General features: G+C 59.1%; 21 protein-coding genes. 10 read left to right on the top strand and 11 right to left on the bottom strand.

Features of this window, described 5'->3' with window-relative positions:
- The first annotated feature begins 212 nt into the window (after positions 1–212).
- Positions 213–923: a LuxR family transcriptional regulator gene (locus ACP3TY_RS01135; protein ID WP_053124034.1), complete on the top strand. Its 711-nt coding sequence runs from the start codon at positions 213–215 to the stop codon at positions 921–923.
- Positions 924–1098: 175 nt separating this feature from the next.
- On the top strand, positions 1099–2223 hold the full coding sequence (locus tag ACP3TY_RS01130) for a methyltransferase (RefSeq protein WP_426619098.1): 1125 nt from the start codon (positions 1099–1101) through the stop codon (positions 2221–2223).
- Between the two features lie 78 nt (positions 2224–2301).
- Here ACP3TY_RS01130 and ACP3TY_RS01125 read toward each other — a convergent pair whose 3' ends face one another.
- From ACP3TY_RS01125 to ACP3TY_RS01115, 3 genes are all read right to left on the bottom strand, one after another.
- Positions 2302–2469 (bottom strand): DUF2474 domain-containing protein, encoded by a 168-nt coding sequence (locus ACP3TY_RS01125; protein ID WP_082341490.1) that lies wholly within the window; start codon positions 2467–2469, stop codon positions 2302–2304.
- Between the two features lie 76 nt (positions 2470–2545).
- The gene (gene cydB, locus ACP3TY_RS01120; RefSeq protein WP_053124037.1) at positions 2546–3553 is read right to left on the bottom strand and encodes a cytochrome d ubiquinol oxidase subunit II; all 1008 of its coding nucleotides are present in this window, start codon (positions 3551–3553) and stop codon (positions 2546–2548) included.
- A gap of 3 nt (positions 3554–3556) precedes the next feature.
- On the bottom strand, positions 3557–5002 hold the full coding sequence (locus ACP3TY_RS01115; RefSeq protein ID WP_159813600.1) for a cytochrome ubiquinol oxidase subunit I: 1446 nt from the start codon (positions 5000–5002) through the stop codon (positions 3557–3559).
- A gap of 602 nt (positions 5003–5604) precedes the next feature.
- Here ACP3TY_RS01115 and ACP3TY_RS01110 point away from each other — a divergent pair.
- From ACP3TY_RS01110 to ACP3TY_RS01100, 3 genes are all read left to right on the top strand, one after another.
- The gene (locus ACP3TY_RS01110) at positions 5605–6843 is read left to right on the top strand and encodes an MFS transporter (protein WP_212545788.1); all 1239 of its coding nucleotides are present in this window, start codon (positions 5605–5607) and stop codon (positions 6841–6843) included.
- Between the two features lie 98 nt (positions 6844–6941).
- Positions 6942–7220, top strand: a complete 279-nt coding sequence (locus tag ACP3TY_RS01105) for a type II toxin-antitoxin system RelE/ParE family toxin (RefSeq protein ID WP_401242705.1) — start codon at positions 6942–6944, stop codon at positions 7218–7220.
- A 14-nt stretch (positions 7221–7234) separates the two neighbouring features.
- Complete coding sequence (locus ACP3TY_RS01100; protein WP_212545787.1) at positions 7235–7522, top strand: HigA family addiction module antitoxin; 288 nt, start codon at positions 7235–7237, stop codon at positions 7520–7522.
- A 5-nt stretch (positions 7523–7527) separates the two neighbouring features.
- On the opposite strand, the gene ACP3TY_RS01095 is transcribed toward ACP3TY_RS01100, so the two are convergent.
- Positions 7528–8079 (bottom strand): DJ-1 family glyoxalase III, encoded by a 552-nt coding sequence (locus ACP3TY_RS01095; protein WP_159813606.1) that lies wholly within the window; start codon positions 8077–8079, stop codon positions 7528–7530.
- A gap of 66 nt (positions 8080–8145) precedes the next feature.
- Positions 8146–8550 (bottom strand): DUF4879 domain-containing protein, encoded by a 405-nt coding sequence (locus tag ACP3TY_RS01090; protein ID WP_249342569.1) that lies wholly within the window; start codon positions 8548–8550, stop codon positions 8146–8148.
- Between the two features lie 260 nt (positions 8551–8810).
- Here ACP3TY_RS01090 and ACP3TY_RS01085 point away from each other — a divergent pair, with 260 nt between their 5' ends.
- The 4 genes from ACP3TY_RS01085 to ACP3TY_RS01070 all read left to right on the top strand — a co-directional run bounded on the left by ACP3TY_RS01085 (position 8811) and on the right by ACP3TY_RS01070 (position 12752).
- Positions 8811–10106 carry an NCS2 family permease gene (locus ACP3TY_RS01085; protein ID WP_400647261.1) on the top strand — a complete coding sequence of 432 codons (1296 nt, stop codon included), beginning with the start codon at positions 8811–8813 and terminating at the stop codon, positions 10104–10106.
- Entirely contained in the window at positions 10103–11182 is a 1080-nt protein-coding gene (trmA, locus tag ACP3TY_RS01080) for a tRNA (uridine(54)-C5)-methyltransferase TrmA (RefSeq protein ID WP_426619097.1), read from the top strand. Before ACP3TY_RS01085 ends, trmA begins: the two co-directional genes overlap by 4 nt.
- 269 nt (positions 11183–11451) lie before the next feature.
- Positions 11452–11892: a type II 3-dehydroquinate dehydratase gene (gene aroQ, locus ACP3TY_RS01075; RefSeq protein ID WP_008084592.1), complete on the top strand. Its 441-nt coding sequence runs from the start codon at positions 11452–11454 to the stop codon at positions 11890–11892.
- Positions 11893–11897: 5 nt separating this feature from the next.
- Positions 11898–12752 (top strand): shikimate dehydrogenase, encoded by an 855-nt coding sequence (locus ACP3TY_RS01070; protein WP_426619096.1) that lies wholly within the window; start codon positions 11898–11900, stop codon positions 12750–12752.
- Positions 12753–12830: 78 nt separating this feature from the next.
- Here ACP3TY_RS01070 and ACP3TY_RS01065 read toward each other — a convergent pair whose 3' ends face one another.
- Entirely contained in the window at positions 12831–13508 is a 678-nt protein-coding gene (locus tag ACP3TY_RS01065; protein ID WP_426619095.1) for a TetR family transcriptional regulator, read from the bottom strand.
- 101 nt (positions 13509–13609) lie between these two features.
- Complete coding sequence (gene quiC / locus ACP3TY_RS01060; protein WP_426619094.1) at positions 13610–15511, bottom strand: 3-dehydroshikimate dehydratase QuiC; 1902 nt, start codon at positions 15509–15511, stop codon at positions 13610–13612.
- A gap of 359 nt (positions 15512–15870) precedes the next feature.
- Between quiC and ACP3TY_RS01055 the strand changes: the two genes are divergently transcribed.
- Complete coding sequence (locus ACP3TY_RS01055) at positions 15871–17208, top strand: MFS transporter (protein WP_426619093.1); 1338 nt, start codon at positions 15871–15873, stop codon at positions 17206–17208.
- An 87-nt stretch (positions 17209–17295) separates the two neighbouring features.
- Here the strand turns inward: ACP3TY_RS01055 and ACP3TY_RS01050 are convergent, their stop codons facing one another.
- From ACP3TY_RS01050 to ACP3TY_RS01035, 4 genes are all read right to left on the bottom strand, one after another.
- The gene (locus tag ACP3TY_RS01050; protein ID WP_159813620.1) at positions 17296–18186 is read right to left on the bottom strand and encodes a DMT family transporter; all 891 of its coding nucleotides are present in this window, start codon (positions 18184–18186) and stop codon (positions 17296–17298) included.
- A 118-nt stretch (positions 18187–18304) separates the two neighbouring features.
- On the bottom strand, positions 18305–19120 hold the full coding sequence (locus ACP3TY_RS01045; RefSeq protein WP_426619092.1) for a sugar phosphate isomerase/epimerase family protein: 816 nt from the start codon (positions 19118–19120) through the stop codon (positions 18305–18307).
- Between the two features lie 2 nt (positions 19121–19122).
- Positions 19123–20184, bottom strand: coding sequence for a Gfo/Idh/MocA family protein (locus ACP3TY_RS01040; protein ID WP_426619091.1), 1062 nt, complete (start codon positions 20182–20184; stop codon positions 19123–19125).
- Between the two features lie 226 nt (positions 20185–20410).
- Positions 20411–21187, bottom strand: a complete 777-nt coding sequence (locus ACP3TY_RS01035; RefSeq protein ID WP_426619090.1) for an IclR family transcriptional regulator — start codon at positions 21185–21187, stop codon at positions 20411–20413.
- Positions 21188–21263 lie beyond the last annotated feature (76 nt).

Genomic DNA, 21263 nt, shown 5'->3' with positions numbered 1-21263 from the left:
ACTAACAGCGACATTAACTGAATAGAACATTAAGTTAACTAACATGTCGACCTTCATATTAAATTAACAACTTACTAATAACGTTTTATACAAATAAGCATCAGCACAAAGAGCAAAAAAATCGCAGCGCGACGTAGGAAACGTCCTACACTCGGTTTCGTGCGCATTGGATCCAACGCACCCTCAAGTAACAAGTACACGGAGCGTTTGTAATGGAAAAGTGGAAGGAGTCGCAGTTAAGGCAACTGACGTTCGCAAAAAACATAGATAGCGCTTACCCGATTCTGCTGAGCTTCGCGGAAAACATCGGCTTCGATTTTTGCGCGATCAACGTGGCCTCTACTTATCGTGAGGCGCACTTTAATACGCTGGAGATCAATAACTTTTCCGACGACTGGAAACAACGCCATGAACAGGAGCCGAGCGATGAGATTGATCCCGTCACCACGCACTGCCACGGTTCAATGTTGCCCTTCGTATGGAGCAAGACTGCCTACGACAAAGCCCCAAAGCGCTGGCGCGCCCTGCAACACGAAGGACTGCGGCACGGCTGGTCGCAATCATTTCATCGCGAAGAGTTTGGTGTCTGTAGCACCCTCAGCCTGGCCAGAAGCGATGGGCCGGTCAATTCGATTGAGCTTTACGAGCATTTTGGCTGCCTGTTTTACATCACCAGTCACATGACGGATTTGTTCGCTCAATCGTTGCCCAAGCCCGCGCTGGCCCGACAACCGCATTTGTCGCCGCGCGAACTGGAAGTGGTGCAATTGTCCGCCCAAGGCAAAACGGCGTATGAAATCTCGAAGATTCTCAGCCTTAGCGAGCGAACCGTGAATTATCACGTCCAGCACCTGATCGAGAAATTCAAGGTGTGCAACAAGATCTCTGCGGTCATTGCCGCCGCCCGGGCCGGGTATATCTAAACGGCCGGCCTCGCACAAACAGAAAACGTGCGGGTAATTGAATAGAAAAAAACGTACCATTTGTGGCCTTCCTGAGTGTTAACGCCATCCACCCGCGTTGCAGTCCACTCGGTCGGTTCCGCCGCACAATGCCAGAGCTGCGGGACATCCCTCGATTACCCTGAGTCCCCGCCCCATGCCTTTGCTCGATACACCGTTCGCCCAACTCGACTTGATTCGCCAGCCCGAACAGCAGAACGAACCGCTACAAGCCTTCGATGCCGCCGACGAATACTTGCTCAATCATCTGGCCGCGCAACAGCCTGCGGCGAGCACGCGGGTGCTGGTGCTCAATGACAGCTTCGGCGCGTTAGCAGCCAGTTTGCTGGGCAAGGTTGAAGTGAGCAGCAGCGGCGACTCGTTTCTAGGCTTTCAGGGACTGGAAAAGAATTTGCTGCGCAACGGTCAAGCCTTCGATGCCATTCGGCCGATTCCGGCGAGTGAGGCTTTGGTTGGGCCTTTCGATCGCGTGTTGATCCGCGTACCGAAAACCCTCGCGCTGCTCGAAGAACAATTGATTCGCCTGCAAGGGCAACTCGCTCCCGGCGCCGAAGTCATCGCAGCGGCGATGGTCAAACATTTGCCACGCGCTGCCGGTGATCTGCTGGAGCGCTACATCGGCCCGGTGCAAGCATCGCTCGCCGTGAAAAAGGCGCGACTGTTGATCGCCACGCCGGAAGCGAAAGCCCCGGCTATTTCGCCCTACCCGAGCCGTTACAGCCTCGACGAACCGGCCATCGAACTGCTCAACCACGCCAACGTGTTCTGCCGTGAAGGCCTGGACATCGGCACTCGCGCCTTCCTGCCGCATCTGCCGAAAAACCTTGGCAGCGCACGCGTCGCCGACCTCGGATGTGGCAACGGCGTGTTGGCGATTGCCAGTGCGCTGCACAACCCTGACGCGCAGTACACGCTGGTTGATGAATCGTTCATGGCGGTGCAATCGGCCGCTGAAAACTGGCGCGCGGCGCTGGGTGATCGTGAAGTGATTGTTCGCGCTGGCGACGGTCTGGCTGGGCAAGAGCCGCAATCACTGGACGTGGTGCTGTGCAATCCGCCATTCCATCAGCAGCAAGTCGTCGGCGATTTTCTCGCCTGGCGCATGTTTCAGCAGGCGCGTGAGGCACTGGTGGTGGGCGGCGCGTTGTACATCGTCGGCAACCGACACTTGGGTTATCACAGCAAACTGGCGCGGCTGTTCCGGGGTGTCGAGCAAGTCGCGGCGACGCCGAAGTTCGTGATTCTCAAAGCCCGAAAATAATCTTCAGGGCAAAAAAAACCCTCCGTGAGGAGGGTTACAAACCGTACCCGAAGGCGCCGGGACGGGGATGATTCAGATTCAGTGCGTCGTCAGGCCTGCCGCGTTCATGAACATGCGCATCAGGCTGGCGGCGATGAACAACACGCCAACACTGCCGGCCCAGATCAGGGCCAGCCAGCCGAGCCGCTGCCACAGCGGTTTTTTTTCGGCTTGTTCAATGTCGTGCAGGGAATGTTTGCCGGGCATTGTTTCGATCCTCAGTTAGATCAATGGCGCCGTTGCCGACGCCATCGCGAGCAGGCTCGCTTCCACAGGGTTTCGCTTAGTGGTAGCCGTCTTCGTGGGTGACCTTGCCGCGGAACACGTAGTAGCTCCAGAAGGTGTAACCCAGAATGAACGGGATGATGAACAGCGTCCCCACCAGCATGAAGCCCTGACTCTGCGGCGGCGATGCGGCGTCCCAGATCGAGATCGACGGCGGCACAATGTTCGGCCACAGGCTGATGCCCAAACCGCTGTAGCCGAGGAAGATCAGCACCAGCGTCAGCAGAAACGGCGTGTAGTGGGCGTTACGCGCCACTGCACGAATCAACCCGTACAGGGTGACCAATACCAGAATCGGCACCGGCATGAACCAGACCAGATTCGGCATGCTGAACCAGCGCGTGGCGATTTCCGGGTGGGCCAGCGGTGTCCACAGGCTGACGACACCGATCACCGCCAGCAGCACGAATGCCAGTGGCCGCGCCAGATTGTGCATCTGCTCTTGCAGCTTGCCTTCGGTCTTCATGATCAGCCAGGTGCAGCCAAGCAAGGCATAGGCGACGACCAATGCAGCGCCGCAGAACAGCGTGAACGGTGTCAGCCAGTCGAGTGAACCTCCGGCGTATTGCCGATTGACCACCGGCAAGCCGTCAATGAACGCACCGAGCGCCACGCCCTGAAAGAACGTCGCCGCCACCGAACCGCCGATGAACGCCTTGTCCCACAAGTGACGCTTGTCGTCCTTGGCCTTGAAGCGGAACTCGAACGCCACACCGCGAAAGATCAGGCCGATCAGCATGAAGATCAGCGGCAGATACAGCGCCGACAACACCACCGAATACGCCAGCGGGAACGCGCCAAACAACGCCGCGCCGCCCAGTACCAGCCAGGTTTCATTGCCGTCCCAGACCGGGGCGACGGTGTTCATCATTACGTCACGGTCGACTTTGCCGGGGATGAACGGGAAGAGAATCCCGATGCCCAGGTCGAAGCCGTCCATGACCACGTACATCATGATGCCGAAGATGATGATCACGGCCCAGATCAGCGGAAGATCAATACCCATGAGTCAAATCTCCTTGGTCAGGCGAACGTCGTCGCCGTGATCGGCATCGGACGAATCGTCGGCAGCGGACAACGGACGCGCCGGTGTACGTTTTTTGCCAGGGCCACCGTCCGGCGTCTCTGTGCCTTCGCTGATCTTCGGCCCTTTGCGCACCAGGCGCATCATGTAGCCGAGACCGGCACCGAACAGGGCGAAATACACCACGACAAACATGATCAACGTGATGCTCATCTGCATGAAACTGTGGTTGGAAGACGCGTCCGCCGTGCGCATCAGCCCGTAGACCACCCACGGCTGACGGCCGATTTCAGTGGTGAACCAGCCCGCCAGAATCGCGATCAGACCGGACGGCCCCATCCACAACGCCAAGTACAGGAACGGCCGCGAGGTGTAGAGCGTGTCGCGTTTACGCAGCCACAGACTCCACAGACCGGTGAAGATCATCAGGAAACCGAGGCCGACCATGATCCGGAACGACCAGAACACGATGGTCGAATTCGGCCGGTCTTCCGGTGGGAATTCCTTGAGCGCCGGCACTTGTTTGTCCAGCGAGTGCGTGAGGATCAGGCTGCCGAGGTACGGGATCTCTACGGCAAATTTAGTGCGCTCTTCTTTCATGTCCGGCCAGCCGAACAGGATCAGCGGCGTGGCTTCGTCGCCCTTGTTTTCCCAGTGACCTTCGATCGCGGCGATTTTCGCCGGCTGATGTTTAAGGGTGTTGAGGCCGTGGAAGTCGCCGATGACTGCTTGAATCGGCGCGACGATCAGCGCCATCCACATTGCCATCGAGAGCATGGTGCGGATCGCCGGGTTGTCCTTGCCGCGCAGCAAATGCCAGGCCGCCGAGGAACCGACGAAAAACGCTGTGGCCACAAACGCCGCAGTCGCCATGTGCATCAAGCGGTACGGGAACGACGGGTTGAAAATGATCGCAAACCAATCGGTCGGAATCACCTGACCGTTGATGATCTCGAAGCCTTGCGGGGTCTGCATCCAGCTGTTGGAGGCGAGAATCCAGAAGGTCGAAATCAGCGTGCCGATGGCCACCATCACCGTGGAGAAAAAGTGCAATCCGCGCCCGACCTTGTTCCAGCCGAACAGCATGACCCCGAGGAAACCGGCCTCAAGGAAGAATGCCGTGAGCACTTCATAGGTCAGCAACGGCCCGGTGACGGCACCGGCGAAGTCCGAGAAACGGCTCCAGTTGGTGCCGAACTGGTAGGCCATGACCAACCCCGAGACCACGCCCATGCCGAAGTTGACGGCAAAGATCTTCGACCAGAAATGGTAGAGGTCACGGTACGTGTCGTTATGGGTTTTCAGCCACAGGCCTTCGAGAACGGCGAGGTAACTCGCCAGACCGATGGTGATGGCCGGGAACAGGATGTGGAACGAGATGGTGAACGCGAATTGAATTCGGGCGAGATCTAGTGCCTCTAAACCGAACATATGGCTTCCTCTGTCAGGTAATACCGGCGGCGGGGCTTGTGGCCCCTTGCACTACTGCCCCCACGGATATGGAGTGCGGCGAATTCGGATTCGTTCTTTTTGAAACCATCGCAACGCAGGGAGTCTGGCCAACTGGCCGTCTGATCAATTCCGTTTGGGGTCTTGATCTGGATCAAGCAACGTTGAAAGAGTAGTCCCATTTTTGCGGTTGACCCGCGTGGTCGTTTGCCGCGTGACAAGTTGCCTCATAACCGTGGCAAAACTTTGCAACAAATCCACAGAACGCTGGCAGGGAGGAAAACAGTACAGATCCCCAGGCCTGCACAAACCTCTGTGGTGAGGGGATTTATCCCCGACCGGCTGCGCAGCAGTCGCCAAACCCGGCAACACGGTTTATCTGAAAAAGCATGTCTGAATGGATTTGGGGCCGCTTCGCAGCCCATCGGGGCGGTGCGACGTTTCGCTAAATCCCCTCGCCACACAAGCAAATCTGCACCGCAAAAAAAATCGATGTCTGGCTAACTAAATTTTTTGTCATAGCAACTTCCTGTTACAGACTGGTGATAACCTCGCGGTTCCCCTCGAACCAGACCTGCCCTCAGATGCCCAGCCAAGAGCCGTTGCTGTTACGTCACCATCGTCCCTTTCTCGCGTTCTGGATGGCGCGGATTTTCACTGCCAGCGGTTTTCAGATGCTCACCGTGGCGATTGGCTGGAACCTGTATCAACTGACCGGCAACGTCCTCGACCTGGGTTTGGTCGGTCTGGTCGAATTCGCCCCGCGCGTGCTGTTCATGCTGCACACCGGGCATGTCGCCGACCGCTATGACCGACGCAAAGTTGCAGCGATCTGCCAGTCGTTGCAGGCCATGATCGCCCTCGCGCTGGCCATCGGCAGCGCTACCGATCACGTCACCCGCGAGATGATCTTCATCCTCGCCTTCCTGCTCGGTGCGGCGCGCTCCTTCGAGATGCCGACCACTCAGGCATTGCTGCCGAGCATCGTGCCCAGCGCCCTGTTCCCCCGAGCTGTCGCGGCAGCGCAATCGGCGCAACAGTCAGCGACCATCGTCGCCCCGGCCCTTGGCGGTTTGCTCTACGCGTTCGGCAGCGTCTGGGTGTATGGCCCGACCGTGCTGCTCTACGTGATCGCCTGCACGCTGATGCTCAACCTGCCCGCGCGGCAAACACCGTTGAATAAAGGCAAAGCCACACTGGATTCGTTGCTGGCGGGGATCCGCTTCATTCGCAGCCGACCGGATATTCTCGGGGCGATTTCGCTGGATCTGTTTGCGGTACTGCTCGGCGGTGCGACGGCGCTGCTGCCGGTGTTCGCCAAGGACATTCTGCTGACCGGCCCGTGGGGGCTGGGCCTGCTGCGTTCGGCGCCAGCGGTCGGTGCGCTGGGGATGTCACTGTTCCTCGCACGATTTGCCGTGGAACGTAACGTCGGTCGAGTGATGTTCACTGCGGTCGGCATCTTCGGCGTCGCGACCATCGCCTTCGGCCTGTCGACCTCGTTCTGGTTCTCGCTGGCGGTGCTGGTGGTACTCGGCGCGGCAGACATGATCAGCATGGTTATCCGCGCCTCCTTCGTGCAACTGGAAACCCCGGACGAAATGCGTGGCCGCGTCAGCGCGGTCAACGGCCTGTTCATCGGCGCTTCCAATCAGCTGGGCGAATTCGAATCCGGCGTCACCGCCCACTGGTTCGGCACCGTGCCTGCCGTGGTCATGGGCGGGATCGGCACGCTGGTGGTGACGGGGACGTGGATCAAGTTGTTTCCGACGCTGGCGAATCGGGACCGGATGCATGTGCCGGTGGAAGAGACGAAGGTTTGAGTTCATCGGCAAAATCGGCAGGCCAAACACACATCAGATGAAAATGTGCGGTACATAGATACCGCACTGAGTGTAATGTATCGCCTTACACTCGCCCCATGATCAAATCCTTTCAGCACAAAGGCCTTCGCGGCTTCTATGAAACAGGTTCGACTCGCGGGATTCGTGCCGACCACGCAAAACGGCTATCGCGCATGCTGCAGTTCATGGATCGCGCTACGCTTCCCGGGGATCTGGATCTTCCGGGATGGCGTTTGCATTCATTGAAAGGTGAGCTGAACGAATACTGGTCGCTGAGCGTTTCAGGCAACTGGCGAGTGATCTTTCGTTTTGTCGGCTCGGATATCGAATTGGTCGATTATCTGGACTACCACTGACAGGAGGCAGGCTCATGCCCATGCACAACCCGCCACACCCCGGCGAAACACTGTTGATGGATGTTCTGCCCGATTTGGGCATCAGTGTTACCGAACTGGCACGGCATCTGGGTTTTGCGCGCCCACATCTTTCGCGTGTATTGCACGGTCATGCGCCGATCAGCCCGGACCTGGCTGTACGCCTGGAGCGTGCGGGCATTGGTAAGGCTCGCGTTTGGCTGGGTGTTCAAACTGATTACGATCTGTGGCAAGCAGAACATCGCGAGCAACCGCCAATTCAACCGATCGCTGCACACGCCTGATCGACTCAGACCAACAACTCCCCCGCCACTTTCGCCCTGAGCGCCTTGCCCCCCAGTTGTTCAACCAGCGCCAAGGCAAACTCCAGCACCGCGCCAGAACCTTGCGCGGTGATGCAGTTGCCGTCGACCACTACCGGTTGATCAACAAACGTACAGCCCGACAGTTGATGACTGGCGCTGGGCAGACAGGTCATACGGCGTTGGCGCAGCACGCCAGCAGCTTGCAGGGCGACGGCCGGGGATTCGGCGATGGCGGCGAACAGGCGTCCGGCGCTGGATTGATCCTTAAGTATTTGTTGCAGAGGTTGGTGTGCAGCGAGGTGTTGGGCACCGACGGCGCCGCCGGGTAAAGCGATCAGGTCGAAGGTTTGCGCCAGCACATCGACGAGCATACCGTCGGCGGTCAGGCGGGTGCCGCGGGCGCAGGTGAGCATGCGCCGGCCTTCGATGCTGGCCGCGACGACTTCAATGCCGGCACGGCGTAGCACGTCGATGAGGGTCACGCTTTGCAGATCATCGATGCCCTCGGCGAGGGTAATCAGGGCTCTAAAGGTCATAGGCTGTGTCCGCTGGGTGATCCTTTAAGCGTAGTCAGCTTCGCCTGGATCGCGCAGCGCCAGCCGTTACTTGATGTAAAGCTGCGTTGAGACCTTGTTGCCCGGCGCGTTAATAGAAGTGTTGCTGTAGGTGAACGTGCCTTCCTGCTTGCCATCCAGATCAAAGATGTACAGCGTGCCGACGATCTTCGACGCGGCGCCGGTGCATTGCGTGAGGTTGCCGTTGCCGTAGGCGCAGACCTGGGTTTTCATTCCGTCCAGTTCAAAACCGTCCAGCGCGGCATTGGGAACGCGGCCGTAACCCATTTCAAGCACATACACCTTGATGTTGGCACCGCCGTGGTCGCAGGCCGTCTTGTCCTGCCCATCAGAAATATTTTCGATGCCGCAGGCCGCCGACTGCACCTTGAGCACCTGGACACTGGTCAACGGTGGCGCCGATGCCGCCATAACGGCTGGCACACTGGCCATAAACGTGCAAAACAGCCCCAACGATCGAACGAAATTGCGCTTGACGCCCATCATGACCCTCCCCCCAAAACAGGCGCGCAGTATGGCTCACTTCGCCTGACTGCAAAACATCGCCGACGATCGCAGCCAATCCCCCATGCTGCTGGTATGATGCGCGGCTTTTTCCGGCCCATCACAATTTCTCAGGCGCTTGCGACGGTCTGTGCTTTGCTGTTGAGGTCGATACATTCACGGCGCTACGCGCGCCACGGGGAGCAGACATGCTGGAAAGGCTGTTTCAACTCAAGGCACACAACACCAACGTGCGCACCGAGATTCTGGCGGGCATCACGACTTTCTTGGCCATGGCCTACATTCTGTTCGTCAACCCGAGCATTCTCGGCGAGACCGGCATGGACAAGGGTGCGGTGTTCGTCGCCACCTGTCTGGCCGCCGCGATCGGTTCGACGGTCATGGGCCTGATCGCCAACTACCCGATCGCCCTCGCGCCGGGCATGGGCCTGAACGCCTTCTTCACCTACACCGTGGTGCTGCACATGGGCCACACGTGGCAAGTGGCGCTGGGTGCGGTGTTCATTTCGGCGGTGCTGTTCTTCCTGCTGTCGATCTTCCGCATCCGTGAATGGATCATCAACAGCATCCCGCTGCCGCTGCGCTCGGCGATTGCCGCCGGTATCGGCCTGTTCCTGGCGCTGATCGCCCTGCACAACGCCGGCATCGTGGTCAGCAACCCGGCGACCATGGTCGGCCTCGGTGACCTGAAACAACCGGCACCGATTCTCGCGACCCTCGGCTTCGCCCTGATCGTTGCCCTCGAAGCGCTGAAAGTGCGCGGCGCGGTGTTGATCGGCATTCTCGCGGTGACCATCACCTCCATCGCCATGGGCTTCACCCCGTTCGGCGGCGTGACGTCGATGCCACCTTCGCTGGCGCCGACCTTCCTGCAACTGGACATCAAAGGCGCACTGGACATCGGTCTGGTCAGCGTGATTTTCGCCTTCCTGTTCGTCGACCTGTTCGACAACTCCGGCACCCTGATCGGCGTCGCCAAGCGCGCCGGCCTGATGGGCAAGGACGGCCACATGCCGAAAATGGGTCGCGCACTGATCGCCGACAGCACCGCGGCCATGGCCGGTTCGCTGCTGGGTACGTCGACCACCACCAGCTACATCGAATCCGCGGCTGGCGTCAGTGCTGGCGGCCGCACTGGTTTGACGGCCATCGTTGTGGCGATTTTGTTCCTGCTGGCGCTGTTCTTCTCGCCATTGGCGGCCAGCGTTCCGGCGTTCGCTACTGCACCGGCACTGCTGTTCGTCGCCGTGTTGATGACTTCGGGCCTGGCGGAAATAGACTGGGACGACATCACTGTTGCCGCGCCGGTTGTGGTGACCGCGCTGGCCATGCCGTTCACTTACTCGATCGCCAACGGCATAGCCTTCGGCTTCATCTCCTGGACGGTGATCAAGTTGCTGTCCGGTCGCGCCCGTGAGCTGAACCCGGCGCTGGTGATTCTGTCGATTCTGTTCGTGATCAAGTTGGGTTGGTTCAACGCATGACTTTCGATTCCCAGGCCTACGCCGAGCAACTAGAAGCCAAGGTCACGCGCTTGCGTGATCTGCTGGCGCCGTTCGATGCCCCCGAGCCGACCGTGTTCGACTCGCCGCTGCAGAACTTCCGTCTGCGCGCCGAATTCCGCCTGTGGCGCGAGGGGGGCGAGCGGCATTACGCGATGTTCGCTCAGGACGACAAACGCACGCCGATCCTGATCGAGGAATTCCCGATCGCCAGCCTGCGCATCAACCAGTTGATGCCGCAATTGAAGGCGGCATGGCAGGCCAGTTCGGCGCTGAGCCACAAGTTGTTTCAGGTCGAGTTTCTGACCACGCTGTCCGGCGACGCGATGATTACCCTGTGCTATCACCGTCCGCTGGACGAGCACTGGCACGCGGCGGCGACCAAACTGGCGGCGGATCTCGGCGTCAGCATCATCGGTCGCTCGAAAGGCAAACGCGAAGTGCTTGGCCTCGATTACGTGGTCGAGAAACTCGAAGTCGGCGGTCGCACCTTCAGCTATCGCCAACCGGAAGGCGCGTTCACCCAGCCGAACGGCACCGTGAACCAGAAGATGCTCAACTGGGCATACGAAGCACTCGGTGATCGCACTGACGATCTGCTGGAGTTGTACTGCGGCAACGGCAACTTCACCCTGCCGCTCGCCACCCGCGTGCGCAAAGTGCTGGCCACCGAAATCAGCAAGACCTCGGTCAACGCGGCACTGAGCAACCTCAGCGAAAACGCTGTGGATAACGTCACCCTTGTGCGTTTGTCCGCCGAAGAACTGACCGAAGCGCTCAACGAAGTGCGCCCGTTCCGTCGCCTGCAAGGCATCGACCTGAAGAGCTACGAGTTCGGCAGCGTCTTCGTCGACCCGCCACGCGCCGGCATGGATCCGGACACCTGCGAACTGACCCGGCGTTTCGACAACATCCTCTACATCTCCTGCAACCCGGAAACCCTGGCGGCCAACATCGCCCAGTTGCACGACACGCACCGCATCACCCAGTGCGCGTTGTTCGACCAGTTCCCGTGGACGCACCACATGGAATCGGGTGTGTTACTGACCCGGCGCTGAGTGCGAATGCCAGATACAAAAAAGCCGTCGTGATTGACGGCTTTTTTGTGGGTGCTCGAAAAGATCGCAGCCTGCGGCAGCTCCTACAGGGAAATGCATTCCTATGTAGGAGCTGCCGAAGGCTGCGATCTTTTGATCTGTGCGATCACCGAACATAAAACGCCACGTGCATTTTTGTTCAATTGACCATGGTAACCATCTAGTACATTTTATCTCCACAGGCCGAAACCTCTGGCCAAAGCCAAAAACAATAAGTGGAGTTACCCCTCATGCCCCCTATCGTTCTGGTGCTCAACGGCCCGAACCTGAACCTGCTTGGCACCCGCGAGCCGGCGACTTATGGTCACGAAACCCTGGCGGATATTTCGGCACTGTGCGGTCGCGCGGCTGAAGAATTCGGCCTGGCCGTGGAGTTTCGCCAGACCAATCACGAAGGCGAACTGCTCGACTGGATTCACGCGGCTCGCGGTCGTTGCGCCGGGATCGTGATCAACCCGGCAGCGTGGACGCACACTTCGGTGGCGATTCGCGATGCGCTGGTGGCCAGTGAATTGCCGGTGATTGAAGTGCATCTGTCCAACGTCCACGCCCGCGAACCGTTTCGTCATCACTCGTTTGTCTCGGCGATTGCCACGGCGGTGATGGCCGGGTTTGGCAGTCATGGCTATCGCCTGGCGCTGGAACATTTCAGTCAGCGGCTGAAGGGGTGAATCGCGTGTCGCACTCCAACGTAATTCTCGCCGGGTTGATCGGTGCCGGTATTCAGGCTTCGCGCACACCGGCGCTGCATGAGCACGAAGGCGATGCGCAGGGCATGCGTTATCTGTATCGATTGATCGATCTCGATCAATTGCAAATGGACAGCACCGCCCTGCCCGATCTGCTGCTGGCGGCTGAACGGATGAACTACACCGGGCTGAACATTACTTTTCCGTGCAAGCAGGCGATTATTCCACTGCTCGATGAGTTGTCGCCGGAAGCCCGAGGCATCGGCGCGGTGAATACCGTGGTGCTGAGGGACGGCAAGCGCGTCGGTCACAACACTGATTGTCTGGGTTTCGCCGAGGGTTTTCGCCGTGGTTTGCAGGACGCTGCCCGCGAACGTGTCGTCCAGATGGGCGCAGGTGGTGCGGGCGCGGCAGTGGCCCACGCGTTGTTGAGCGAAGGTGTCCGGCAGTTGAGCATTTTCGACGTCGACAGTGAGCGTGCGGAAAGTCTGGCAAACAATCTGAATCAGCATTTCGGCTCCGGTCGCGCGGTGGCGGGTCGGGATTTGCCAAGTACGCTGAATCTGGCTGATGGTCTGGTCAACACCACGCCGATGGGTATGGCCAAACTGCCGGGCATGCCGGTGCCAGTCGAGTTGCTGCGCAAGGAATTGTGGGTGGCGGAGATTGTCTATTTCCCGCTGGAAACCGAGCTGCTGCGCACTGCTCGCGCATTGGGATGCCGGACGCTGGATGGCGGCAACATGGCGGTGTTTCAGGCAGTGAAGGCGTTTGAATTGTTCAGCGGCGTGGTGCCGGATGCGCAGCGGATGCTCGCGCATTTTCAAAGCATGAATGGTTGAAGATCAAAAGATCGCAGCCTGCGGCAGCTCCTACAGGGATCGGTGTAGGAGCTGCCGAAGGCTGCGATCTTTTGATTGTCAGGCTTGCAGGTAGCGCAGCACCGATTCGCAGATCATCTCGCGATGACGCTGCTTGATGCTTTCATCCGGCAGGTCGATCTGGAAGATCTCGCCAAACGTGTGCCGATTCGACACGCGGTAGAAGCAGAACGAACTGATCAACAAATGCACATCCAGCGCATCCAGCCCCGCACGGAACACACCTTCATCAGCACCGCGACGCAGAATCTCGCCGAGCGAATCGAGGATGGTGTTGTTCATCGCCTTGATCGCATCGGAACGCTTCACGAATTCAGCGTTGTGGATATTTTCGATGCTGACGATGCGCACGAAATCGACGTTGCGATCGTGGTGATCGAAGGTGAATTCGACCAATCGTCGAATCGCCACCTCTGGCGACAACTCGGCCAGGTGCAGACGGTTTTCGGTGTTGCGAATATCGCCGTAAAGCTTCTCCAGCACCTCGACGTACAACTGCTCCTTACTGCCGAAGTAGTAATAGATCATGCGTTTGGAGGTGTGGATGCGCTCGGCGATCGCGTCGACGCGAGCACCGGACAAACCTTGCTGGACGAACTCGACGATCGCCTCCTGCAGGATGTTCTCGCGGGTCTTTTCCGGGTTGTTTTTGCGACTCTTGCGCGGCTCTACGACGGGCACGACAGTAGCTGCGGAAAGTTCTGAATTTATCGTCATTGCGGGCTCACGGCCATCACTGCACAGGCGGCGATTATGGGCCGCGCCGCACAGTGAAGGAAGCCGCGCGAGCCGTGTTTAATCCCGCGTTTACGAATTTCCTACAACTTCGCCTGGCGAACGGCGCCGCTGCGTGATTTGGCCATCGCCGCCAAACGCACCGCGACATTCGCTGCGCCGTAACCGGCATAACCGTTTTTGCGCTGGATGATCTCGAAGAAGAAGCGCCCTTCGAACGGCTCGGTGTAGACGTGAAACAGCTCACCGCCCTGCGCATCACGGTCATAAAGCACGTTGTAATACGCCAGCTCGCTGAGGAATTCATCGTCAAAATCGAAGCGTGCGGCGAGGTCGTCGTAATAGTTGAGCGGAATATCCAACAGCGGCACACCGGCCTCTTTGGCGCGACTGACTTCGGCGAAGATGTCGTCACAATCGAAGGCGATGTGATGCACACCGGAGCCGCGGTAACTCGACAGCGCATGGGAGATCGCGGTGTTGCGGTTCTCTGAAATATTCAGCGGCAAGCGGATCGAGCTGTCGCGACTGCGCAGTGCGCGGCTCTTCACCAGACCGTACGGATCGGGCAGCACCACTTCATCATCCGCTTCGAAATCCAGCAGGCTCTTGTAGAACAGCACCCAACTGTCGAGGCTGTCGGCCGGCAGCGCCATGGCCATGTGGTCGATGCGCTTGAGCCCGCCACGAGCCGGCGCGTCGGCCAGCAGATTGAAATCGGTGCCGTAGACGTCGGCCTGTTCATCGACCAGATAAATCAGGCTGCCATCCGGCGCGCGCACAGCCGCCAGCTCCAGTTCGTTGGGGCCGACCAGTCCGCGATAGGGCTGACCTTTGTAAGCCACGGCGCGGGCCAACGCACTGGCGCTGTCCTTGACCCGCACGGCGGTGGCGCACAACGACGGGCCGTGGGCTTCGAAAAAGCTGTGGGCGAAAGAGTAAGGCTCGGAGTTGAGAATCAGGTTGATGTCGCCCTGACGCAACAGGCTCACGCTCTTGGAACGATGCTGCCCGGCCTTGACGAAACCCAAGCGCTCCAGCCAGTTCGACAGCTTGGCACCGAGGCTTTCATCGACGGCAAACTCGAGGAACTCGATGCCGTTGTATTCGCTGGCCTGCGGCGTTTCGAAGAGGATTTCGCGGTTGGCCACAGGCGTCGCGTCCTGTTCCAGACGCTGGCGAGTCTTCTCCTCCAGGTACAGCAGCGAACGCAAACCGTCAGCGGCATTGGCCCGTGGCGGCGCGGCGCGGAAGCCGTCATTGAAGATTTCCAGCGACAGCGGCCCGGTGTAACCGCTCTGGATGATCGGCGCGAGGAAGCCCGGCAGATCGAATTCGCCCTGCCCCGGGAAGCAGCGGAAATGCCGGCTCCACTCCAGCACGTCCATCTGCAGAATCGGCGCGTCGGCCATTTGCACGAAGAAGATTTTGTCGCCGGGAATGTCGGCAATGGCGCGCGGATCGCCCTTCAGCGACAAGGTGTGAAAGCTGTCGAGCAGCACGCCGAGACTCGGATGATCGGCCTGACGCACGATGTCCCAGACCTGTTGATAAGTATTGACGTGACGGCCCCAGGCCAGCGCTTCGTAACCAATGCGCAAGCCGCGCGCGCCGGCGTGTTCGGCCAGCAAGCGCAGGTCATCGACTAGAATTTGTTGATCGCCGACGCTGTCCGCCGAGGCGTTGCTGCAGACCAGCACCAGGTCGGTGCCGAGTTCCTGCATCAGGTCGAACTTGCGTTCGGCGCGCTCAAGATTGCGCGCCAGGCGATCGCGGCGGCAGCCTTCGAAATCGCGGAACGGCTGAAATAGTGTGATGGCGATACCGAGGTCGGCGCACATCTGTTTAATTTCCCGTGGACTGCCGTCGTAGTACAGGAGGTCGTTTTCGAATATCTCCACCCCGTCGAACCCGGCGGCGGCAATGGCTTCGAGTTTTTCCGGCAGGGTGCCGCTCAAGGAAACGGTGGCAATGGAACGCTGCATGCTTCAACTCCCGGACTGCGCCGCTTGATCTTTACTGTAGGAGCTGCCGAAGGCTGCGATCGTTTGATCTTTATTCGTGGAGAGCAAAATCAACAGATCGCAGCCTTCGGCAGCTCCTACATGGGATGGGTTTTTATAGTGGGGAAATTATTGGCTGCATCGAACGTGGCAGCAATTTAAAGTGTACTACCCGGTTAGTTTTGCGTGCGATTATCGAACACAATGGCGGTTTGGCGAATTGACGATTTTTCGTCCACTGCCCAACATCGACCGCACATTGAGTCCGGATCTGAACCACCGGTCGCAGCGTGCACAGAAAAAAGCACACCAAATAACAAATCCAAAAACGGGTGGAACACATGATTCCTTCACAGACTTCCCGCATGGCCCCGGCCATGAGCACTGCCTCAGGTGGCATCGGCGACAAGATCCGCGGCGCCATGGCCGTCGGCAAGACCCGTTGGGGCATGCTGGCGCTGGTGTTTTTCGCCACCACCCTGAACTACATCGACCGCGCCGCCCTCGGCGTCATGCAGCCAATCCTCGCCAAGGAAATGAGCTGGACGGCGATGGATTACGCCAACATCAACTTCTGGTTTCAGGTCGGCTACGCGATCGGTTTCGTCCTGCAAGGACGGTTGATCGACCGGGTCGGCGTCAAACGCGTGTTCTTCTGCGCCGTGCTGCTGTGGAGCCTGGCCACCGGTGCCCACGGTCTGGCGACATCGGCCGTCGGTTTCATGGTCTGCCGGTTCATCCTCGGCCTGACGGAAGCGGCGAACTACCCGGCCTGCGTGAAAACCACACGCCTGTGGTTCCCCGCTGGCGAACGTGCAGTCGCCACTGGCATCTTCAACGCCGGCACCAACGTCGGCGCGATGTTCACGCCAATGTTGCTGCCGCTGGTTCTCCACGTCTGGGGCTGGCAAGCCGCGTTCCTGTGCATGTCGGCGCTGGGCGGCATCTGGTTGCTGTTCTGGGGTTTGAAGTATTTCAACCCGGAAGATCACCCGAGCGTCAAGCAATCCGAACTGGACTACATCCAGCAGGAAGTTGAACCGGAACAGGCCCGCGTGCCGTTCTCGAGAATCCTGCGCATGCGCGGCACCTGGGCCTTCGCCATCGCTTATGCGCTGACCGCGCCGGTGTTCTGGTTCTACCTGTACTGGCTGCCGCCGTTTCTCAATCAGCAATACAACCTGGGCATCAACGTCACCCAGATGGGTATTCCGCTGATCATCATCTACGTGACGGCTGACTTCGGCAGCGTCGGCGGCGGCATTCTGTCTTCGTTCCTGATCGGTCGCGGCATGAACTCGATCAAGGCGCGGCTGCTGTCGATGTTGCTGTTCGCCTGCTGCATCATCGGCGTGGTCATGGCGGCTGGCTCGGCCAATCTGTGGGTCGCAGTGGCGGCGATTTCTCTGGCGATCGGCGCGCATCAGGCGTGGACGGCGAACATCTGGAGCCTGGTGATGGACTACACGCCCAAGCACATGATGAGCACGGTGTTCGGTTTCGGCGGCATGTGCGCGGCGATCGGCGGGATGTTCATGACCCAGATCGTCGGCCATATCCTCACCGTGACCAACAACAACTACACCGTGTTGTTCACCCTGATTCCGGCGATGTATTTCCTTGCGCTGACGTGGATGTACTTCATGGCCCCGCGCAAGATCCCTACCATCACCGAATAAATTCCTGTAGGAGCTGCGGCACGCTGCGATCTTTTGATCTTGATGTTGAAGATCAAAAGATCGCAGCCTCGTTCCACTCGTCAGCTCCTACAGGGGTTTGTGTTTTCGGCTTTGTTGCCACGCTGCTGCCAGTCCGCTGCAACAGATCACCGCGATACCGATGATCGTCAACACACTCGGCGTGTGATTGAACAGCAGCCAGCCCAACAACCCCGCAAACACGATCTGGCAATACCCGAACGGCGCCAGCAGCGCCGGCGCGGCATGGCGGAACGCTTGGGTCAGGAACAAATGCGCAGTCATCCCGCAACTGCCCAGCGCCAGCATCAATCCGGCGTGGGTCAGCGTCGGCACCTGCCAGAAGAACGGCACCAGCGCACTCATCACCAACGTGTTGCACAACCCGGCGAAGAAGTTGCTGGTGGTCGGGCTGTCGATCTCCGCGAGCTTGCGGGTGAGCAATTGATAGAAGCAGAAAAACAGCGCCGAGCAGAACGGCAACAGCACCGCTGGTGTGAACAGTTCACCGCCCGGGTGGACGATGATCAGCACGCCGATAAAGCCGCAAATGACGGCGATCCATTGGCCGCGTGTCACTCGTTCTTTGAGCAGCGGCACCGACAACGCCGTGACCAAAACCGGCGCAAGGAAGTTGACCGCAGTGGCTTCCGCCAACGGGATGTACAACAGCGCCGTGGTGAAAAACAGGCTGGTGCCGAGTAGGCAAAGTGCTCGAACCAACTGCCACAACGGCTTCTTGGTACGTAGGACGCGCAACCCGGATTGCGGCAGAAAAATCCCCGCCATCAGTAGGGTGTGCACCAGATAACGCGCCCACACCACCATCACGATCGGATAGAAACCGGAGAGGTATTTCGACAGCGCGTCGTGGCTGGAGAACAGGAACGTCGCCACGACAATCAGCAGGATCCCTTTGAAGGGTTGGTTGACACCGGAGAGCGGAGTGCTGACGGTCATTGGGTTTCCTTGTGTTGCCAAAAAAGATCAAAAGCTTCGCGGGCAAGCCTTGCTCCCACACGGTTTGCGTAAACCCCGTTGGAGCAAAGCTTGCTCGCGAACAGGTGCGCAGCACCGCTTAAAGCCGCGCCAACAATTCCCGCGTTCTATCAATCGCCATCTGCGCCCGATGCAATCCACTCACGCCCTGCTCCAGCAGTTTAACCGTAGGAATTTCCAGGCTCAGTGGGATATTAGCCGGCAGCGCTTTCAGCAACTCGAGCAAATCGCAATCACCCTCGCCGGGAAACCGCCGCTCGTTGCGCGCCTGACGCAAGATCTCGGCCATGTCTGACGGTCGCGGCCCTGCGACATCACATAACTGCGCATAACGCAGTCGCGACGATGGCACCTTCGCAAGATCCTCAAGCTTTGACGCCGAACGATCAAAGTGGAAGGCATCGACCAACACCGCAGCATTTTCCCGACTAGCGTTTTCCACAATCCGCAGCGCTTGCTCAAGGTTGCGCGCATCCGTCCAGGGCATGAACTCCAGATGCGGATGCAACCCGAGCGGCGCCGTCAAATCGCACAACGCGGCAAAGTTATCCGTGAGTCGCTGCTCGTCAGGATCGTTACCGGCGACGAGCAATTCAGTCGCACCAAACTCCGCGCCGACCGTAAGAAGCTTCTCGAAATCGGCAACAACGGTCTGCGGTTTCAGACGCAGGATTTCCACGTCGAGCACGCGGATGCCAGTGTCGCGCAATCGCTCCATCGTCCTACGCCGCAAATCGTTATCGGCTACCAGTGGGAAGTGATATTCCTCGGGCGTTGCCGGTTCCAGACGCAATCCGACATGGCTGTATCCGGCGCGAGCAGCGACTTCGACCATTTGCGGTGGCGACAGCTCGAACACGGTCAGGCTGGCCAGGGAGAGAATACGTTCGCTCATGTTCAAGCCTCGATCAGTGCAGGGGCGCAAGCGCGGCCGGTGGAGGCGGCTTCGCGAATGGCTTCGATCAGCGCGAGGGTGCGTGCGGCATCAGCAGCACTGACCAACGGCTCGACTTCGCGCCGAGCCACGCGGACGAAATGCTCTAACTGCAAGCGTAAAGCTTCCTCACCGCTGTAGGACTCTTCCACACTCAACAACGGTTCATGCCAACCGGCATCCACCTGATCAGCGGCGTAATGCCAGCGTTTGAGCTGCGGAATGCTCAACGCCCCGGCGGTACCGGCCAGTAGATAACACGGTTGATCCGCCTGACGCGGATAGGCAGGGTTTTCACCCGAAGCCAGCTCCCAACTCCACGGTGCCGCCACCGCATCGGAGCCGCTCAACGTGCCCAATGTGCCGCCGGCAAATTGCAGCAACACCGCCGCGCTGTCCTCGTTGGCGAAACCGCGCACCGAGTTGTCGGTGAACGCTTGCACCGAGCGCACTTCACCGCACAGGTGACGCAACAAATCGAGGTCGTGAATCAGGTTGGTCAGCAACATCCCCGCCCCTGCTTCACGGCGCCACGGGATCTCGAAATAGCTGTCCGGTTTACGTACCTGAAACAACGCGGTGACCGTGGTCAAACGCCCGAGCGCGCCGCTTTGCACCAGCTCATGGGCACGGACGATCAGCGGATTGTGGCGTCGATGATGGCCGACCAATACCGGCACACCGCTGCGTTTAACCGCCGCGACCAGTTCGCGCACTTCATCCAGATGCACGCCGACCGGTTTTTCCAGCAGCACCGGTACACCCGCCGCCAGACAATGGAGCGCCGTGCTGACGTGTTGGTTATTAGGATTGGCGACGATGACTGCGTCTGGCTTGATCTGATCAAGCATCTGACGGTGTTCGGCGAAATGTCTGACACCCCACTCAGCCGCGAGAGTGGCGGCTTGCGGCCCGGGATCCGCCACCGCGCACAAAGTGGCGTCGCTGAGGGTTTGCAGGTGCCGGTAATGTTGTTGACCCATATTGCCAGCGCCGATCAGGGCGATTCGAAGGGGCGAATTCAAGGCGCGATCCTTTTGTGATTGTTGTCGGAAAAACACTCCAGCAACAATTTAGAACCGAGTTCCAGAATCAAACACCCATCAACCTCAAAACAGTGCGAACACCGCACAATTTCACAGACAACAAAATCCCCTGTAGGAGCTGCCGAAGGCTGCGATCTTTTGATCTTAAAAAACAAAGTCAAAAGATCGCAGCCTTCGGCAGCTCCTACAGGGGATTTGTGGAGAGTTAGATAAACAATTCAGAAGCCAGGCTGGCGGCGGATAATTCTTCAGCAAATTTGAGCAACAACGGCGCCAACTCATGCAACCGCGCCCCCGGCATCCGCGCACTCGGACCGGCAATGCTGAGCACACCAATCACCCGACCATCCGCCGGATGTTTCACCACCGCCGCAATTGCCGACGTACCGACCGCCGAGCTTTCCTCGACCCACGCATACCCTTGCTCACGGGCCAGACGCAGGCGCTCCAACAACTCAATATTAGAGCGCGGCGCATTCGGCCCGATACCCACCGGCACCTCCGCCGCCTGTCGCTCAACCAGTGACAACGCCTCGGCATCGCTCATGCACGCCAGCCACGCATGCCCCGACGCGGTGTAAAACAACGGCGCATCGCGGCCCATGTCCGGGTCATAACGCAGACCGGTACGTGCACCCTGCGCCTTGGCAATCCAGGTCTGTCGCTCGCCATCGATCACACCGAGACGCACCAGTTCGCCGGTTTCCTGCGCCAGCCGATCCAGCACGGGCTGAACAATATCGGCGCCACTGCTCGACAGGTATTGAAAACCCATCGCGACGAGTTTTGTCGACAGGTGATAGCGCAAGGTCTCGGGATTCTGCCGCACGTAGCCGAGGCGAATCAGCTCGGCGAGCAAGCGGTGAGTCGCGCTTTTCGGAATGTCCAATTGCTCGGCAAGCGTCTGCATCGGCAGCCCGCGCGGATCACTGGTAAGGCTTTCCAGCACGCTGAAAACCCGTTCAATCTGACTGCCGGCCATGGGGAAATCCAAATGAAATTTCGCCGATTCTAGAAGACATCAGCGGTAAAGCGAAATCTGGAACCGGCTGTTCGAT

Source organism: Pseudomonas rustica (genome assembly GCF_049959085.1).
GTDB lineage: Bacteria > Pseudomonadota > Gammaproteobacteria > Pseudomonadales > Pseudomonadaceae > Aquipseudomonas > Aquipseudomonas rustica.
The sequence above is the reverse complement of the archived record's forward strand: the minus strand, read 5'-3'. Positions and strand labels throughout refer to the sequence as shown.

Excerpts from the sequence above, each read along its gene's own strand:
- ACP3TY_RS01135 (WP_053124034.1), top strand. The coding sequence starts at position 213 with ATGGAAAAGTGGAAGGAGTCGCAGTTAAGGCAACTGACGTTCGCAAAA.
- ACP3TY_RS01130 (WP_426619098.1), top strand. The coding sequence starts at position 1,099 with ATGCCTTTGCTCGATACACCGTTCGCCCAACTCGACTTGATTCGCCAG.
- ACP3TY_RS01125 (WP_082341490.1), bottom strand. The coding sequence starts at position 2,469 with ATGCCCGGCAAACATTCCCTGCACGACATTGAACAAGCCGAAAAAAAA.
- cydB (WP_053124037.1), bottom strand. The coding sequence starts at position 3,553 with ATGGGTATTGATCTTCCGCTGATCTGGGCCGTGATCATCATCTTCGGC.
- ACP3TY_RS01115 (WP_159813600.1), bottom strand. The coding sequence starts at position 5,002 with ATGTTCGGTTTAGAGGCACTAGATCTCGCCCGAATTCAATTCGCGTTC.
- ACP3TY_RS01110 (WP_212545788.1), top strand. The coding sequence starts at position 5,605 with ATGCCCAGCCAAGAGCCGTTGCTGTTACGTCACCATCGTCCCTTTCTC.
- ACP3TY_RS01105 (WP_401242705.1), top strand. The coding sequence starts at position 6,942 with ATGATCAAATCCTTTCAGCACAAAGGCCTTCGCGGCTTCTATGAAACA.
- ACP3TY_RS01100 (WP_212545787.1), top strand. The coding sequence starts at position 7,235 with ATGCCCATGCACAACCCGCCACACCCCGGCGAAACACTGTTGATGGAT.
- ACP3TY_RS01095 (WP_159813606.1), bottom strand. The coding sequence starts at position 8,079 with ATGACCTTTAGAGCCCTGATTACCCTCGCCGAGGGCATCGATGATCTG.
- ACP3TY_RS01090 (WP_249342569.1), bottom strand. The coding sequence starts at position 8,550 with ATGGCCAGTGTGCCAGCCGTTATGGCGGCATCGGCGCCACCGTTGACC.
- ACP3TY_RS01085 (WP_400647261.1), top strand. The coding sequence starts at position 8,811 with ATGCTGGAAAGGCTGTTTCAACTCAAGGCACACAACACCAACGTGCGC.
- trmA (WP_426619097.1), top strand. The coding sequence starts at position 10,103 with ATGACTTTCGATTCCCAGGCCTACGCCGAGCAACTAGAAGCCAAGGTC.
- aroQ (WP_008084592.1), top strand. The coding sequence starts at position 11,452 with ATGCCCCCTATCGTTCTGGTGCTCAACGGCCCGAACCTGAACCTGCTT.
- ACP3TY_RS01065 (WP_426619095.1), bottom strand. The coding sequence starts at position 13,508 with ATGACGATAAATTCAGAACTTTCCGCAGCTACTGTCGTGCCCGTCGTA.
- quiC (WP_426619094.1), bottom strand. The coding sequence starts at position 15,511 with ATGCAGCGTTCCATTGCCACCGTTTCCTTGAGCGGCACCCTGCCGGAA.
- ACP3TY_RS01055 (WP_426619093.1), top strand. The coding sequence starts at position 15,871 with ATGATTCCTTCACAGACTTCCCGCATGGCCCCGGCCATGAGCACTGCC.
- ACP3TY_RS01050 (WP_159813620.1), bottom strand. The coding sequence starts at position 18,186 with ATGACCGTCAGCACTCCGCTCTCCGGTGTCAACCAACCCTTCAAAGGG.
- ACP3TY_RS01045 (WP_426619092.1), bottom strand. The coding sequence starts at position 19,120 with ATGAGCGAACGTATTCTCTCCCTGGCCAGCCTGACCGTGTTCGAGCTG.
- ACP3TY_RS01035 (WP_426619090.1), bottom strand. The coding sequence starts at position 21,187 with ATGGCCGGCAGTCAGATTGAACGGGTTTTCAGCGTGCTGGAAAGCCTT.